Genomic DNA, 14,727 nt, shown 5'->3' with positions numbered 1-14,727 from the left:
GTTACCGGTTCCAGATGATGTCGCCGCAGATGACCCGGGTTTCCCCGTTGACCTTGAAACTGGCCGACAGGGTGACGCAAAGCTGGGCACTGGAGACGGAAAGGTAGGGCCGGGTAACCTGGACCTTGCCGAAGTTTTCCAAGGCGCGCCGGAAATAGGGGCGCCGGGCCCAGCGGGCGCTGCGGGCGTCCGCCAGGGGCGCAAAACGGATGTCGCAGGCCGGATGCACCTGGGCGTAGAGGTTGGTGCCGATCTGCTGGCCGCTGGCATCCAGCACATAGCAGAAATCGGCCTGGGGTAGATCCAGGAAAGAGGCGCAGGCTTCCTCCAGGCAGCGTCCGGCGGACAGCAGCACTGATGCATAGCCAATGGCGTTGATGTAGGGGGCCACAGCTTCCTGATAGCTGTTCTTCTCGTCCCGCCACATGTGGTCGAAGTCTTTCCACAGCCCGTCGATGGTGGCTTCGCCGGCACCCAGGGTGACCAGTTGCGGGGCAGGGCGGCCAAAGTAGTAGCCCTGCACGAAATCCACATCCCCTTCCAGAGCGATATAAGCCTCCAGGGAGGTTTCTATGCCTTCCACCAGCACCATGGCTCCTGCCTCATGCAGCAGTTGCACCATCTGGGCCATGAAGCGGCGCAGCTTGCTGTCCGCCGCCGCCGAGACGATCAGGGAGCGGTCCAGCTTGACGATCTCGGGCTTGAGGCGCCAGACCCGGTCGAAATTGGAGTGGCCGGCTCCGAAATCATCCAGGGCGATCAGGCAGCCCATGTCGCGGAAGTAGGCCACGGCCTCCTGCAGGCGGGTGATGTCCTGGACCGCATTCTCCAGCACTTCGATGACCAGCCGCTGGGGCGCCACATGGGCTTGCTTGCAGGCTTGCAGCAGGAAATCACGCCCGCCCCGGGACTGGCTGCGCAGGAAAACCTCCGCATTCATGTTCAGGAACAGCCAGCCGGGCGCCTGGTCCGTGCTCATGCTGGCAAAATTGGCCAGATGCAGGGCGCGGCAGAGGCGGTCCAGTCCCAGCAGCTGCTCGAAGTTGTGGCTGACGCTGTCGAGCACTTCCAGGGGGGAGATGTTCCAGCCTTCGGGATTGTGGGCCCGCATCAGGGCTTCGTGGCCGATGGGGCGCCGGTGGGAAAGGCTGAAGATGGGCTGGAAATGGGAGCTCAGGGTGATCTGGCCCAGTTGGGGATTCCGGGCCTGCCAACCGCCGGGTACCGCTTGGAGGCAGGCGCCGATCTCGTCAAAACTGCAGGATGGGTGGTGGGGGGCGGACAAAAGCGTATGATTCCGGGCGTTTCCAAGACTGGGGATTGTATATGAAGAAAGAACTGACACCCTATGAGGCCGTTGGTGGGGAAGTGGTCCTGGGACGGCTGGCCGACCGGTTTTATGAACTGATGGATACGGTGCCCCAGTTTGCGGGAATTCGCGCCATGCATCCCGAGAGCTTGCAGGGCTCCCGGGACAAGCTGTTCATGTTCCTTTCCGGCTGGTTTGGTGGCCCCGACCTGTTCGTGGAGCAGTACGGTCATCCCCGCCTGCGGGCCCGGCACATGTCCTTTGCCATCGGCACTTCGGAGCGGGACCAGTGGGTGGCCTGCATGGTTCTGGCCATGGAGGATGTGGGCATAGAAGAAGGGCTGCGCAAGAAATTGCTGGAGAACTTTTTCAATACTGCCGACTTCATGCGCAACAAAGCGGACTGAATCCGCAACAATTAGTTGCTGCAACGCAGCAGATAAGGCCCGGATTTTGTTAGAATCCTGGCTCTTGAATTTTCGGCTTCCTTATCCATGTCCACCCGCCCCATTCGCAACATCGCCATCATCGCCCACGTTGACCACGGCAAGACCACCCTGGTTGACCAGCTCCTGCGCCAGTCCGGCACCTTTGCAGCCCACCAGCAGGTGGCCGAGCGGGTGATGGACTCCAACGACCTGGAAAAGGAGCGGGGCATCACCATTCTCGCCAAGAACACCTCCGTGGACTACGAAGGCATCCACATCAACATCGTGGATACCCCGGGACACGCGGACTTCGGCGGCGAAGTGGAACGGGTGCTGGGCATGGTGGACGGCGTGGTGCTGCTGGTGGATGCGGTCGAAGGCCCCATGCCCCAGACCCGTTTCGTGACCAAGAAGGCCCTGGGCCTGGGTCTGCGTCCCATCGTGCTGGTGAACAAGGTGGACCGGGACGGCGCCGATCCTGACAACGCCGTGAACCTGACTTTCGACCTGTTCGACAAGCTGGGCGCCACCGACGAGCAGATGGATTTCCCCATCGTCTACGCCTCCGGCCTGAACGGCTGGGCCGCTCTGGAGCTGGATGCTCCCCGCGAGGACATGCGTCCCCTGTTCGACATGATCCTGAAGCATGTGCCGGCCCCCGACGCCGATGTGAATGCGCCCCTGCAGTTCCAGATTTCCGCTCTGGACTATTCCTCCTACGTGGGCCGGATCGGCATCGGCCGCATCAAGCAGGGCAAGGTCAAGACCGGTCAGCAGGTGATGGTCATGTTCGGCACCGACGAAGAGGCGGCCGCCCACGAGCGCACTCCCTTCAAGGCCAAGATCGGCCAGGTGTTCGGCTACAAGGGTCTGAACAAGGTGGAGCTGGAAGAAGGCACCGCCGGCGACATCGTGCAGATCACCGGTGTTGAAGACCTGGTGCTGGGTTGCACCCTGACCGATCCCGACAATCCCCAGACCCTGCCGCTCCTGAAGATCGACGAACCCACCCTGTCCATGCAGTTCATGGTGAACTCCAGCCCCCTGGCCGGCACTGAAGGCAAGTTCGTCACCAGCCGCCAGATCCGCGACCGCCTGCACAAGGAACTGCTGACTGACATGGCCCTGCGCGTGGATGACACCCCCAACGGCGACATCTTCGACGTCTGCGGCCGGGGCGAACTGCACCTGTCCATCCTGCTGGAAAACATGCGCCGGGAAGGTTACGAACTGGCCGTGGGCCGTCCCCGCGTGGTGAAGAAGGTTGTCGACGGCGTGGAATGCGAACCCTACGAATTCCTGACCGTGGACGTGGAAGAGGACAGCCAGGGGGGCGTCATGGAATCCCTGGGGCTGCGCAAGGGCGAAATGCTGGACATGGTGCCGGACGGCCGTGGCCGGGTGCGTATCGAATACCGCATTCCCGCCCGGGGCCTGATCGGCTTCCAGGGTGAATTCATGAACCTGACACGGGGTACCGGCCTGATGAGCCACGTCTTCGACGAATACGCCCCCGTCAAGGATGGCAATGTCGCCGAGCGTCGCAACGGGGTGCTGGTGTCCCAGGAAAATGGTGACGCCGTGGCCTACGCCCTGTGGAAGCTCCAGGATCGGGGCCGCATGTTCGTGAACCCCGGCGAGAAGCTGTACGAAGGCATGATCATCGGCATCCACAGCCGGGAAAACGACCTGGTGGTGAACCCGGTCAAGGGCAAGCAGCTCACCAACGTGCGCGCCTCCGGCACCGACGAAGCCGTGCGCCTGGTACCGCCCGTCCAGCTGACCCTGGAATCCGCCATTGAATTCATCGCCGATGACGAACTGGTGGAAATCACCCCCAAGAGCATCCGCATCCGCAAGCGCCACCTGTCGGAAAACGACCGCAAGCGGGCCCTGCGCGAAGGCAACTGATGCTCGCCAACCCTTGCCGGGATTGCCGCTCGCCCCTGTGCGAGCGGCTCTGTGCCTGGGTGAAGGAAAATAGAAAAACGGTCCGTTGGGCCTTTTTTTTGCTATTGCTCAGCGCTTTCTTCACCTGGCTGGGCAGCGTGGCCGAACCCATGTATGGGGCCGGCTTCTGCAAGGTCTATTACTGACCCGCAGTTACTGACTCGGGGCACCCAGAGGGCTGAAATCGGCGCCCCTGAGGCCGGTGAGCAGCGCATCCCCATCGCCGGCCACGCGGAATTCCCCATAGCGGGCCTGTTCGTAGTGCCGGCCCTGGCCTTCCTGAAAGAAGAAGGCGTTGGTGGCCAGTTTGACCTGACCCGCCCGGACCCGATAGCGCAGACGCACTTCATCCCGGGCCAGGGGGCGGCCGTCGTCCAGGCGCAGGAAACGCCCCAGCTGCTGTTCGTCCAGCTGCAGCACCAGCAGGCCGTCAGGCTGCTCGGTATCATCGGCATCCCGCCCCAGGGCCTCGGCCACCTGGAAACGCAGGGCCACGTAATCTCCCTGCATCAGGGAGCGCGGGTCCACCGGCGCCAGTTCCAGGAGCACGATACGTCCTTCCTGGCGCAGGGTTTCCCGGCTGTGGATCGTGTAGTTGATCAGGCCCAGCAGGGCAATCCCCACGGCCAGCACCAGCCATTTACCCATGTCCAGGCTCCTCGTCCGTTGCCGCCAGCCCGGCCAGCCGCCGGGCGGCCAGGCGCCCGAGCAGCAATGCCAGGCCGGTAGCCGCCATGTAGGCGGATTTTTCCAGCAGGCTGGCTTCCAGGGTGTAGTAATAAAAAGCCAGTCCCCCCAGCAGGGCCGCCACGCCCAGGCCGGCCAGGAGGCGATTGCCCTGGCCAAAGCCCAGCAGCAGGATCATCAGGGCCAGGGCCAGGCCGGGTATTTTCAGATTGGCGCCAGCCAGCAGCGCAGCCAGGGCGAGCAGGGCCAGCGCGGCAGGGGAACGGCCGGGAATGCCTTCCCGCTGGAGGAAGTAGTGGCTCGTCCAGAGCAGGGCTGCGCCGCTCAGGGCGGCGCCGAGCCAGGCGTGACCAGGCCAGGGGCCTGCGGCTTCGGCGCCGTGCCAGTACCAGGCATGGGTAAGCCAGGAGAGCAGGGGGGCGCTGGGCAGCAGGACCAGGCTCAGGCCGTAGCCCCCGGCGCGCAGCAGGGCACCCCGGTGGGTCAGACGGAATTCCTGCTGCCAGATCCAGGCGCAGGCCAGGGCCAGGAGGCCCGGTACGTAGGCCTGCCAGCGCCATTCCAGAAATGCCTCTATCAGGGCGATGCTGCCGGCACCGGCAGACCAGACCCGGTGGGTGAAATTGTCGAGGCCGGCAAAGAGCAGGAGCTGGAGCAGGGCCATGCTCAGGGCAATGGCGGCCACCTGATGATCCAGCTGTTCGAAGAGGGCCACCAGGACCAGGCCCTGGCCGGCCAGGCTGAGGGCCAGGGCAAACTGGCAGAAGAAATCGCTCCGGCCCTGGTGCCGGTACAGCAGGGCCGCCACCGTGCAGGCGGCCAGGCCACCCAGGCCGGACAAGAGCGCTGAGCGGATGACGAAAGTCAGGGTGATGCCGACAAAACCCAGCAGGAACAGGGCGCCGATCCAGCCGCCCACCCCCTGCATCAGGCGGATGTACCAGTAGCCCCGGTCTTCCCGGGCCGGGGGTTCCGCTCCCTGGACCAGGCCGGCTTCCTGGAGTTGCTGCCAGAGCTGGGTGTCAGTGGTGCTCATGGAGCTTCCTCCGCCGCCACCCGTTTCAACCACCAGCCGGCGGCGGCGGAGAGGCCGATCACCAGCAGGCCCACCAGCAGGAAGCCGCTCCCGTGGCGGAAGGAGAGCCAGTCGACAAAGAAGCTGCTGACTACCAGGATCAGGGACAGGGCGCCTCCGGCCAGCATGAACAGGTCCTTCTGCCTGCGCCGGTAGATCCAGCCGCAGGCGGCCAGCCAGAGCAGCCAGACGGGCAGGGCCAGGACACTGCTCCCATGCCAGTCGGTCACTTGCAGCACGGCCAGGGCCGTGATCATGGCGCCGCCGGCACAGGCCAGCAGGCGGGCTCCCCAGCGGGGCTGCAGCCAGGTAATGCCATGCCGGGCGGCCAGCTCCCAGAGGAGTTGGGCCAGGGTGTTCCAGGCAAAGAGCAGCCAGAGCTGTTGCTCGGCGCCCAGCAGACGGCCCAGGAAACGGCCGGGAAACAGCTGGAAATACAGGACGATGGCCAGGTTGACCAGCAGCAGCCAGAGCAGCCACAGGGGGGCACAGCGGCCCAGCAGCACCCAGGGCAGCAGCATCAGGGCCCAGCTGGCGAACAGTTCGTAGGTATCGGCCCCGGTCTGGTAGGTCTGTCCCACCAGGGCCAGGAGGGCACCCAGGGCCAGGCTGGCGCCCAGCAGGGCCGCCTTGCCGCCCGGGCGTTCCAGGCCCTGGTGCCAGACGCCGGCCAGGGCCAGCAACACGGCGCCTTCGGCCAGGGCAAACTTGGCGTAGTGCCCCAGGTCCTGCCAGTTGTAGGCCAGGAAGAACACCAGGCTGGCCGCCAGGAACAGGGTTCCGGCCCAGAGCAGCAGCCGGTCGATGCTGCGTTGCCAGGCGGGACGGGAGGGCAGGGCGCCGCTGGCGACCATGGCCGGGTACAGGGCCTCTGGCGCCAGGTGGCCTTGCTCGGTCCAGCCCAGCAGGGTGGAGCGCGGATTGTCCATGGGCTTACTCTCTGGCGCCGTGGGGAAAACGGCATCCTGCGTTGATTCCTCCGGAATATCAAGTCGGAGGGGCCGGCAGTTTCAGCCCAGAGCCTGCCCGATATCCCAGAGGATGTCTTCCAGGCTTTCCAGGCCCACGGACAGCCGGATCAGGTCGGGGGGAACCCCGGCGGCAATCTGTTCTGCCTCGCTCAGCTGGCGATGGGTGGTGGATGCCGGGTGGATCACCAGGGTCTTGGCGTCGCCGATGTTGGCGAGGTGGGAGAGGAACTGGACCTGTTCAATGAAACGTTGGCCGGCCTCGGCTCCGCCCTTGACGCCGAAGGTGAGCACGGCCCCGGCTCCCTTGGGCAGATATTTCCTGGCCAGGTGATGTTGGGGATGATCCTCCAGACCTGGGTAATTGACCCAGGAAACCCGAGGGTGATCCTTCAGGAAGCGCGCCACGGCCAGGGCATTGCTGCAATGGCGCTCCATGCGCAGGGGCAGGGTCTCCACCCCCTGGAGCAGCAGGAAGGCACTGAAAGGGGCGAGGGCCGGGCCGAAGGTGCGCATGCCTTCCATGCGGCATTTCATGGTGAAGCCGAAATCCCCGAAAGTTTCGTAGAAACGTACCCCATGGTAACCCTGGCTGGGCTCGGTCATGGTGGGGAAGCGGCCGTTGTCCCAGGGGAAATTGCCCGACTCGACGATGATGCCGCCCAGGGTGGTGCCGTGGCCTCCCAGGAACTTGGTGGCCGAGTGCACGACTACGGCAGCGCCCCATTCCAGGGGGCGGCAGAGCCAGGGGCTGGCAAAGGTGTTGTCGATGAACAGGGGAACCCCGGCGCCGTTGGCGATCCTGGCCACGGCTTCGATATCCAGGATATCCAGGCTGGGATTGCCCTGGACTTCGGCGAACACGGCCTTGGTCCTGGGGGTGATGGCGCAGGCGAAGTTTTCCGGGTCCCGGGGATCGACAAAGCGGGTCTTGATGCCCAGCTTGCGGAAATTCACGTCCAGTTGGGTGTAGGTGCCGCCGTACAGGGCCCGGGAGGCGACGATCTCGTCTCCCGCCTCGCAGATATTGAGCAGGGCGATCATCTGGGCGGCCATGCCGGAAGCCGTGGCCACGGCGGCCCGACCACCTTCCAGGGCGGCCACCCGTTCCTCCAGAACCGCCACCGTGGGGTTGGAAAGCCGGGAATAGACATTGCCGAAGGTCTGCAAGTTGAACAGGCTGGCGGCGTGCTCCGGGCTGTCGAAGACATAGGAACTGGTCTGATGGATGGGCACGGCCCGGCTGCCGGTATCCGTGTCGGGAATCTGGCCCGCATGCAGGCAAAGGGTATCGAAGCCGAATTGACGGTCGCTCATGGGAAAGCCTCTAGTGGATGGCTGACAGGGGCCGGCGGGCGGAAATCAGGCGGGTATTGACGCCGAACCAGTGCAGGCCGCCGAACAGGCGGGCGTACTCGATCTTGACGCAGCGGTCCATGACCACCTCCAGCCCGGCGTCGGCGGCGATCTGCCGGGCCGCCTCGCTGACCACCCCGATCTGCAGCCAGAGGAAGCGGGCGCCGATGGCCACGGCCTGCCGGGCAATGTCCGGGCACTGTTCCGGACGGCGGAACACATCCACCATATCGACCTTTTCCGGGATCGAGGCCAGATCCGGGTAGCACTTTTCGCCGAGGATTTCCTCGTAGCGGGGATTGACGGGAATCACCCGGTAGCCGTGGGCCTGCATGTACTTGGCGGCGAAATTGGAGGGGCGGAACCAGTCGGCGGACAGGCCGACCATGGCCAGGCTGCGGGTTTCGCCGAGGATGTGCCGCAGGGTCTGAATGTCACTCATGGAAAAGGGCCGGAACAGGGAAAACCCGGATTCTCCTGAATCCGGGCGGGCGACTGAAATACGGATTTCCTCTTTGCTTATCCAGGAATCAGGCCGGGCCTTCCCGTCGGGCGATTTCCCGGCGCAAATGCTTCAGGGAGGGGGTCACGATGGCGATGAAATAGGCTTCCCGCAGCCGGCGCTGGGCCGTGGCGGTACGCAGGTAGCCACGGGCCCCCTGGTGCAGCATGGCGGCGTTGGCGGCCCGCAGGGCCAATTCGCCGCCCGCCAGACGGATGCGCAGTACCTCGGTGAGCAGCTCCGGCAGTTCTTCGGGCGAGGGGTCCCCATCGAGCCGGGCCGCGAGGCGGAAGACTTCCTGTTCGGCAGCGGCCAGGGCGGCAGCCAGCTCGTCGGCCTGGTCCCGCTCGAAGGCATTGACGTGGGCGTGGGTCCGGCCAGCCCGCTCCACCAGGCGCACGCAATCGCGGATCAGGCCTATGCCCATGCCCAGCTGGGAGAGGAACATGCCGGGCTGGATACGGGCCAGGTAGGCGGCCGCGGCATCCGGGTGTGCCAGCACCTCGCCATCGGGAATGAACACCTGGCGGAACTGGCAAGCCAGGGTGCGGGTGCCCTCCAGGGCGGTGAAGTGGGCCGATTCCACCAGCCGGAAGCCGTCCTGGTTGCAGCGGGTGACGAAGAACACCAGGCGGCCGTCCCCATCCACCGGGCAGCCGGTGACGAAGATGTGCGCCTCTCCCAGGTTGGAAACCCAGGGCAGGGTGCCATTGATTTCGTAACCGCCCTGGACCCGCCGGGCGGTGAGCAGGAAGCGCTCGATCTCGCAATTGGACTTGCAGGTGTTGGACAGGCCGGTGCCTCCCAGCTGGGTGCCCTTGGCCAGGCGCGGCAGCCAGCGGGACTTGGCGCTGGCGTTGTCGGAAAGCTGGATGTAGCGGGCGCAGGCGGTCTGGCACCAGTGGGTGAAGGCCGTAGACAGACAGGTTTCCCCGATCTGGGCCATGGTGGCGATGGTGTCCGCGAGGCCCTTGCCGCTACCGCCGAAGGCCGGGGCCACGACGCCGGCAAAGCCTCCGAGCTGGCCTACGGCGCGCAGGAAGGATTCCGGGTATTCACCCTCCAGGTCTATGGCATGGACCCGGGGCGCCAGGGTCTGGGCGATCAGGCTGCCCAGATCGGAGGGCGGGGAAGTGACGGTGGTCATGGGTTTTCTCCAGAAAGGAAATCAGTCGCCGCTCCAGCGGCGGTGGGCGAGGCGGGCCAGCCAGTCGAGCAGGAAACCGAGCAGGCCGATGAACAGCACGCCGGCCATCAGCTCCCCGTAGGCCATGCGGTCGCGGGTGTCGAGGATGAAATAGCCGAGGCCGGCATTGACGCCGAGCATTTCGGCCGGCACCAGCACCACCCAGATCAGGCCGATGGCCAGACGCACGCCGGTGAGCAGGTGGCTGGCAATGGCCGGCACGGTGATGTGCCAGAGCTGCTCGCGGCGACTGGCCCCGAGGCTGTCGGCCAGGGTCAGCCAGAGCGGATCGATGGCGCGGATGCCGGCCGCCACGTTGAGGACGATGGGCCAGACGGCGGCGAAAGCGAGCAGGAACACCACCGGCGCCTCGCCGACTCCCAGGGCCATGACGGCGATGGGCATCCAGGACAGGGGCGAGATCATGCGCAGGAACTGGAAGGCGGTGGAACTGGCCCGCTCAAAGGCGGCCCAGCTGCCCAGCAGCAGGCCGAGCGGGATGCCGGCAGCCAGCGCGATGGCCAGACCGTAGGCGACCCGCCGCAGGCTGGCGAATGCGTGTTGCCAGATCTCGCCACCGGCGGCGAGAGCAAGTGCCGCCTGCGCTGTGGTTTCCGGTGCAAAGCGGGCGGCCATCAGCGAATCGCGTCCGAGACCATGCACGGCCAGCCACCACAGGGCGAGCAGCAGCGCCAGACCGGCCAAGGGCCAGAGGAAGCCGTTGCAGAGCCGGCAGGGGGGCGGGGTTTGCGGGGCGTTCATCTCAGGCGGCCAGGGTTTCCGAGCGGGTGTATTTTTCCGGCAGGCCGAAGGCTTTCAGTCCCCCCAGGGCGGCGATGGATTTCTTCACGTAGCGCTCATCCACCAGATCCCGGGCCACGAAGGCCGGGTCCAGGCTGGCCAGGAAGCTGTTGTTGCCTTCCACCTGCGTCGTCTTGAGCAGCTGCACCAGCTGCTCCGTGTAGGAGGGGAAGGGATAAGGCTGGTACTCGATGCGCTCGTCCTTCCATTCCGGGTGGCGGATCGCGCCTTCCCGGACGTACTGCTGCTGGCGTTCGGCGTTGGGCACCAGCACCCGTTCCAGCACGGCGGAGGGGAACGGGGTGTATTTTCCCGGCCCGTCCCGGGAAAGCAGCTGGGCCCCTTCCTGGCGGTTCTCCCTGAGCCAGTGCTGGGCATTCACGATGGCGTTGACCACCTTCTGGGACCATTCCGGGCGGTCCTTCAGGTCCCGTTCGTGCATGCTCACGACGCAGCAGGCATGCTCGCGCCAGACATCGCCGGTGAAGCGCAGGATGCGGCCGATGCCATTGGTTTCGGCGGCAGCGTTGAAGGGTTCGGCGACGATGAAGCCGGCGATGGCGCCGTTGGCGAGTGCCGGGCCCATGTCGGCCGGAGCCATGATGGACAGGGCCACCTCGTTGGCTTTCAGGCTCTCGGCCGGCTTGGTGACGACGGTCAGGCCGTTCTCCCGCAGCAGGTGCTGCAGCACCACGTTGTGGATCGAGTACCAGAAGGGCACGGCCACCTTCTTGCCGCCCAGATCCTTGATGTTCCGGATGCCGGGGGCGACCGTCAGCGCCGAGCCGGACATGTGGTTCCAGGCCACCACCTTGGCCGGGAAGCGGCTGCCGTAGCGGGCCCACACGGTCATGGGGGAGAGCAGATGCACCACGTTCACCTGGCCGGCCATGAAGGCCTCGACGATCTGGGCCCAGGAACGGAACAGCCTGGGCGCCTCCACTTCCAGGCCCTGCGCCTCGAACAGCTTCCTGCTGTGCGCGACGAGCAGGGGCGAGGCGTCAGTGATCGGCAGGTAGCCGATGCGCACCGGGTCGTTGGGATTGGCGGCGCGGGCCAGGGGCGGCAGGGCCAGGCTGCCGGTCAAGAGCGCCGCAAGGCGCAGGAAGTCCCGGCGGGACACCGGCAGGTCGTCCGGCAGGGTGGCGCCGGGATGGGTAAGCGGATCATCGTTCATGGCAGCTCCTAGAGATCGGGAAACCAGGCAGGGCCCGGGTTGGAAAGGGCGTAGAGGATTTCTTCGCGCATGTGGTTCAGGGCGGGCGAGCGGTGCTGACGCGGCACCCGGCCATCGGGCTGCCATTGGCCGACGATGCGGGCCGGCCCCCCGTCGGCACAACCGGCCAGCAGCAGCACCCGGTCGCCGATGCGCAGGGCCTCGTCGATGTCGTGGGTGACCAGCAGGGCCGCGCTCTGCTGCTGGTGGGCCAGCGCCACCAGCAGGTCCTGCATGGACTCCCGGGTGATGGCATCGAGGGCGGAAAACGGTTCGTCCAGATAGATGATTTCCGGGTCCCGGGCCAGCGCCCGGGCCAGGGCGACGCGCTGGGCCATGCCGCCGGACAGGGCCTGGGGCTTCTTTTCACCCTGTCCGGTCAGACCCACCAAGTCCAGCACTCGGGCGATGCGCTCGTGGCGGGCGGCCTTGCCCTCGGCAGGGCGGCAGGCGAAGTCGAGGCCAAAGCCCACGTTGTCGGCCACGCTCAGCCAGGGCAGCAGGGCCGGGGACTGGAACACGACGCTGGCCTTGGCGGCGCGCCAGGCACCGGATTCCCCGTCCACCGTGACGCTGCCGCTGCCCGGTTCGGCCAGACCGGCGAGCAGGCGCAGCAGGGTGGATTTGCCGCAACCGGAGGCGCCGATCAGGCAGACGATCTCGCGCCGGGCGATGTGCAGGTCCACACCGGCGAACACCGGCGCTCCCCCGTAGGAAAACGCCAGCTGGCGGGCCGACAACAGGAGGTTGGCGTCGCTCACGCGGTTCAGGCCCGGGGTTGCCAGCGGTAGGCCGCCAGTTCCGGATTGAGTTCGGTATCGGCGAGCACGTTGCTGAAGTTGCACAGGGTCGCCAGGGCCACCCCGAGGATCACCTCGAGCACCTGCTGCTCCCCGTAGCCGGCCGCCTTGAAGGCATCCAGCTCGGCGCTGCTGACGGCACCCTTGCTGCGGATGATGGCGCGGGTGAAGGCGGCCAGGGCTTCCAGCCGGGCATCGGGCAGGGGGGTCTGGTGGCGCAGGGCTTCGACCAGCTCCTCGGGCAGCTTGCCCTGCTTGTAGGCCACGGCGGTATGGCCGGCGACGCAAAAGCTGCAGCCGTGGTTGGTGGCGGCGGTGAGCTGCACCACTTCCCGCTCGGTCAGGGAAAAGCTGCTGCGGCTGTTGATCTCGGTAACGCTCAGGTAGGTTTCGATGGCGCTGGGGGCATGGGCCAGCACGCCGAGCAGGTTGGGGACAAAGCCGTTCTTGGCCTTGGCTTTTTCCAGATAGGGGCGGCTGGCTTCCGGTGCGGATTCGATGCTGTGGATGCTGATGCGGGACATGGGAGACTCCTCTTGAAGACAGGGAAATTGTCGGTGCCGGGCGGTCTGCCCTCAATGCGCGAAGCTCCCCGTTTCTTGCTCGAAAATCTTCAATTCAGGCTGGCGCGGCGAACACTGCCCGGCAGCCGGCCGGTGCTCTTCTTGAAAGCCCGGGAAAAGGCCGCATCGGACTGGTAGCCCACCTGCTCGGCGGCCCGGGACAGGGACATGCCGCGCCCCAGCAACCGGCCGGCCAGGGTCATGCGCAGGCTGGTCAGGAACTGGCCGGGAGAGGTGCCGGCCACCCGGGTGAAGTGCTTGTGGAAACTGGCCCGCGACATGTGGCTCAGATCGGCCATGCGGTCTATGGTCCAGTCCCGGGCCGGGTCCTCGAGCAGGGCGTCGAGGAGGGGGGCGAACTCGGGGCGGGCCAGCACCGCCCACAGGCCGGAGGCAATCTCCTGGCGCCGGCACAGGTGGCGGATGACATAGAAGAACAGCAGATCCACCAGCCGGGCGATCAGGGGCGAGGGTTCGCTGCCGCCCTGGCGGGCTTCGGCCAGGATCAGCTGGAAAATGGGCCGGCTTTCCCGGAGGCCGTCGTCGTCCCGGGGAATCAGCACGTAATCCGGAAAGGGGCCGAGAAAGCGTTCGTGCAGGGGGGTCTGGAAAGCAAAGAAGCCGCAGGCCAGGGCGGTGCCGCCGGCATCCTCGCTGAAGGGCTGCATGGGGCAGCGCGGCGCTTGAGCCGCCAGCTCCGGGTCGGCGTGGGGGCTGAGCAGGTGGGGGATGTCGCGCAGGAAGAAGACGGCGTCACCGGCATGCAGCGGCAGCGAGGTGCCCGCTTCCGGCAGGTGCAGCCAGCAGTCGCCAGCCAGGACCACATGAAACCCCGCATCGGCCAGCCCCTTGGTGGAGGCCTTCCAGGAGCCGCAGTAGCGGCCCAGGTGGAACAGCGTCGTGCGCAGCTCCAGGCTGTCCAGCAGCCAGTGGATCAGACGGTCCGGGGATGGGGCCATGGTGGGTTCTCCTGGGGTATGCCATGAGCGCCATGGTAGAAAGCCGGCCGTCTGCCACCAACGATGAAAAAACTATATCCATATGGGCGAATCGCCCAGGCCCTGTCCGGTTGTCAGCGTCCGCACCACACGGGCTCGCGCTTGTCGATGAAGGCGTTGATGCCTTCCTGGGCGTCGTGGGCTTCCAGGTTGGTGACCATCACTTCCCGGGCGTAGGCATAGGCTTCGGCCAGGGGCAGCTCGGCCTGGCGGTAATAGGCGGCCTTGCCTGTCCTCACGGTCAGGGCTGACTTCGAGGCGATCTTGCGCGCCAGCTCCAGGGTCTTTGCTTCCAGCTCTCCGGCAGGTACCAGCTCATTGACCAGGCCGAAGCGCAGGGCGGTGGGCGCATCGATCAGGTCGCCGCTGAGGAGCATCTGCAGGGCATGCTTGTGGGAGATGTTGCGCGACAGGGCCACCATGGGGGTCGAGCAGAACAGGCCGATATGCACCCCGGGGGTGGCGAAGCGGCTGTCCTCGGCGGCCACGGCGAGATCGGCGCTGGCCACCAGTTGCGCCCCGGCGGCGGTGGCGATGCCATGCACCCGGGCAATCACCGGCTGGGGCAGCCTGACGATGGCCTGCATCAGCTCGGCGCAGTCGGCGAACAGTTTTTCGGTGTAGTCCCGGGCATAGCCGGCGGCGCGGATTTCCTTCAGGTCGTGGCCGGCGCAGAAGGCCGGGCCGGCGCCGGCGAGGATGACGACGCGCACCGAGGCGTCGGCGGCGATGGCTGAAAAGGCATCGAGCAGGGCGCGCAGCATGGCTTGCGACAGGGCATTGCGGGCTTGCGGGCGGTTCAGGGTCAGGGTGGTGACGCCGGCGTCATCGTGACGCAGGAGGAGGGCGGTATCCGTCATGGGGGTTTCCTTGCAAAAAAACAGCTTC

The 14,727-nt window shown here is 66.2% G+C and carries 16 protein-coding genes; 3 read left to right on the top strand and 13 right to left on the bottom strand.

Annotated elements, in window-relative coordinates:
* Position 1 precedes the first annotated feature (1 nt).
* Complete coding sequence (locus G474_RS0101580; RefSeq protein WP_051281654.1) at positions 2–1,285, bottom strand: sensor domain-containing phosphodiesterase; 1,284 nt, start codon at positions 1,283–1,285, stop codon at positions 2–4.
* A gap of 41 nt (positions 1,286–1,326) precedes the next feature.
* On the opposite strand from G474_RS0101580, the gene G474_RS0101575 reads away from it, so the two are divergent.
* The 3 genes from G474_RS0101575 (at position 1,327) to G474_RS23085 (ending at position 3,833) form a co-directional block, all read left to right on the top strand.
* Entirely contained in the window at positions 1,327–1,716 is a 390-nt protein-coding gene (locus G474_RS0101575; protein WP_026685458.1) for a group II truncated hemoglobin, read from the top strand.
* Between the two features lie 87 nt (positions 1,717–1,803).
* Complete coding sequence (typA, locus tag G474_RS0101570; RefSeq protein ID WP_026685457.1) at positions 1,804–3,648, top strand: translational GTPase TypA; 1,845 nt, start codon at positions 1,804–1,806, stop codon at positions 3,646–3,648.
* A complete protein-coding gene (locus G474_RS23085; protein ID WP_156919101.1) occupies positions 3,648–3,833 on the top strand; it encodes a hypothetical protein in 186 nt (61 codons plus the stop codon). Before typA ends, G474_RS23085 begins: the two co-directional genes overlap by 1 nt.
* Positions 3,834–3,840: 7 nt before the next feature.
* Here the strand turns inward: G474_RS23085 and G474_RS0101560 are convergent, their stop codons facing one another.
* The 12 genes from G474_RS0101560 to G474_RS0101505 all read right to left on the bottom strand — a co-directional run bounded on the left by G474_RS0101560 (position 3,841) and on the right by G474_RS0101505 (position 14,699).
* Positions 3,841–4,335, bottom strand: a complete 495-nt coding sequence (locus G474_RS0101560) for a GDYXXLXY domain-containing protein (RefSeq protein ID WP_026685456.1) — start codon at positions 4,333–4,335, stop codon at positions 3,841–3,843.
* Entirely contained in the window at positions 4,328–5,410 is a 1,083-nt protein-coding gene (locus G474_RS0101555) for a DUF4401 domain-containing protein (protein ID WP_026685455.1), read from the bottom strand. The genes G474_RS0101560 and G474_RS0101555 overlap by 8 nt, the downstream gene beginning before the upstream one ends.
* Positions 5,407–6,378, bottom strand: a complete 972-nt coding sequence (locus G474_RS0101550; protein ID WP_026685454.1) for a DUF2157 domain-containing protein — start codon at positions 6,376–6,378, stop codon at positions 5,407–5,409. The genes G474_RS0101555 and G474_RS0101550 overlap by 4 nt, the downstream gene beginning before the upstream one ends.
* Before the next feature lie 81 nt (positions 6,379–6,459).
* The gene (locus tag G474_RS0101545; RefSeq protein WP_026685453.1) at positions 6,460–7,734 is read right to left on the bottom strand and encodes an O-acetylhomoserine aminocarboxypropyltransferase/cysteine synthase family protein; all 1,275 of its coding nucleotides are present in this window, start codon (positions 7,732–7,734) and stop codon (positions 6,460–6,462) included.
* A 10-nt stretch (positions 7,735–7,744) separates the two neighbouring features.
* On the bottom strand, positions 7,745–8,215 hold the full coding sequence (locus G474_RS0101540) for a CoA-binding protein (RefSeq protein WP_026685452.1): 471 nt from the start codon (positions 8,213–8,215) through the stop codon (positions 7,745–7,747).
* Between the two features lie 88 nt (positions 8,216–8,303).
* Positions 8,304–9,422, bottom strand: a complete 1,119-nt coding sequence (locus tag G474_RS19035) for an acyl-CoA dehydrogenase family protein (RefSeq protein WP_043462762.1) — start codon at positions 9,420–9,422, stop codon at positions 8,304–8,306.
* A gap of 21 nt (positions 9,423–9,443) precedes the next feature.
* Positions 9,444–10,223: an ABC transporter permease gene (locus G474_RS0101530; protein ID WP_026685451.1), complete on the bottom strand. Its 780-nt coding sequence runs from the start codon at positions 10,221–10,223 to the stop codon at positions 9,444–9,446.
* A 1-nt stretch (position 10,224) separates the two neighbouring features.
* Complete coding sequence (locus tag G474_RS0101525; RefSeq protein WP_051281652.1) at positions 10,225–11,439, bottom strand: ABC transporter substrate-binding protein; 1,215 nt, start codon at positions 11,437–11,439, stop codon at positions 10,225–10,227.
* Between the two features lie 8 nt (positions 11,440–11,447).
* Complete coding sequence (locus G474_RS19030) at positions 11,448–12,239, bottom strand: ABC transporter ATP-binding protein (RefSeq protein WP_245589280.1); 792 nt, start codon at positions 12,237–12,239, stop codon at positions 11,448–11,450.
* Between the two features lie 5 nt (positions 12,240–12,244).
* Entirely contained in the window at positions 12,245–12,802 is a 558-nt protein-coding gene (locus G474_RS0101515) for a carboxymuconolactone decarboxylase family protein (RefSeq protein ID WP_026685449.1), read from the bottom strand.
* An 89-nt stretch (positions 12,803–12,891) separates the two neighbouring features.
* Positions 12,892–13,800 (bottom strand): AraC family transcriptional regulator, encoded by a 909-nt coding sequence (locus tag G474_RS0101510; protein WP_026685448.1) that lies wholly within the window; start codon positions 13,798–13,800, stop codon positions 12,892–12,894.
* A 113-nt stretch (positions 13,801–13,913) separates the two neighbouring features.
* Positions 13,914–14,699: an enoyl-CoA hydratase gene (locus G474_RS0101505; protein ID WP_026685447.1), complete on the bottom strand. Its 786-nt coding sequence runs from the start codon at positions 14,697–14,699 to the stop codon at positions 13,914–13,916.
* Positions 14,700–14,727: the final 28 nt, after the last annotated feature.

It is taken from the genome of Azovibrio restrictus DSM 23866 (assembly GCF_000429665.1).
GTDB classification, from domain to species: Bacteria; Pseudomonadota; Gammaproteobacteria; order Burkholderiales; family Rhodocyclaceae; genus Azovibrio; species Azovibrio restrictus.
The sequence above is the reverse complement of the archived record's forward strand: the minus strand, read 5'-3'. Positions and strand labels throughout refer to the sequence as shown.

What these genes read in the sequence shown, in the direction of transcription:
- G474_RS0101510 (WP_026685448.1), bottom strand. Translation starts at nt 13,800, where the DNA reads ATGGCCCCATCCCCGGACCGTCTGATCCACTGGCTGCTGGACAGCCTG.
- G474_RS19035 (WP_043462762.1), bottom strand. Translation starts at nt 9,422, where the DNA reads ATGACCACCGTCACTTCCCCGCCCTCCGATCTGGGCAGCCTGATCGCC.
- G474_RS23085 (WP_156919101.1), top strand. Translation starts at nt 3,648, where the DNA reads ATGCTCGCCAACCCTTGCCGGGATTGCCGCTCGCCCCTGTGCGAGCGG.
- G474_RS0101525 (WP_051281652.1), bottom strand. Translation starts at nt 11,439, where the DNA reads ATGAACGATGATCCGCTTACCCATCCCGGCGCCACCCTGCCGGACGAC.
- typA (WP_026685457.1), top strand. Translation starts at nt 1,804, where the DNA reads ATGTCCACCCGCCCCATTCGCAACATCGCCATCATCGCCCACGTTGAC.
- G474_RS0101540 (WP_026685452.1), bottom strand. Translation starts at nt 8,215, where the DNA reads ATGAGTGACATTCAGACCCTGCGGCACATCCTCGGCGAAACCCGCAGC.
- G474_RS0101555 (WP_026685455.1), bottom strand. Translation starts at nt 5,410, where the DNA reads ATGAGCACCACTGACACCCAGCTCTGGCAGCAACTCCAGGAAGCCGGC.
- G474_RS0101560 (WP_026685456.1), bottom strand. Translation starts at nt 4,335, where the DNA reads ATGGGTAAATGGCTGGTGCTGGCCGTGGGGATTGCCCTGCTGGGCCTG.
- G474_RS0101545 (WP_026685453.1), bottom strand. Translation starts at nt 7,734, where the DNA reads ATGAGCGACCGTCAATTCGGCTTCGATACCCTTTGCCTGCATGCGGGC.
- G474_RS0101515 (WP_026685449.1), bottom strand. Translation starts at nt 12,802, where the DNA reads ATGTCCCGCATCAGCATCCACAGCATCGAATCCGCACCGGAAGCCAGC.
- G474_RS0101505 (WP_026685447.1), bottom strand. Translation starts at nt 14,699, where the DNA reads ATGACGGATACCGCCCTCCTCCTGCGTCACGATGACGCCGGCGTCACC.
- G474_RS0101575 (WP_026685458.1), top strand. Translation starts at nt 1,327, where the DNA reads ATGAAGAAAGAACTGACACCCTATGAGGCCGTTGGTGGGGAAGTGGTC.
- G474_RS0101530 (WP_026685451.1), bottom strand. Translation starts at nt 10,223, where the DNA reads ATGAACGCCCCGCAAACCCCGCCCCCCTGCCGGCTCTGCAACGGCTTC.
- G474_RS0101550 (WP_026685454.1), bottom strand. Translation starts at nt 6,378, where the DNA reads ATGGACAATCCGCGCTCCACCCTGCTGGGCTGGACCGAGCAAGGCCAC.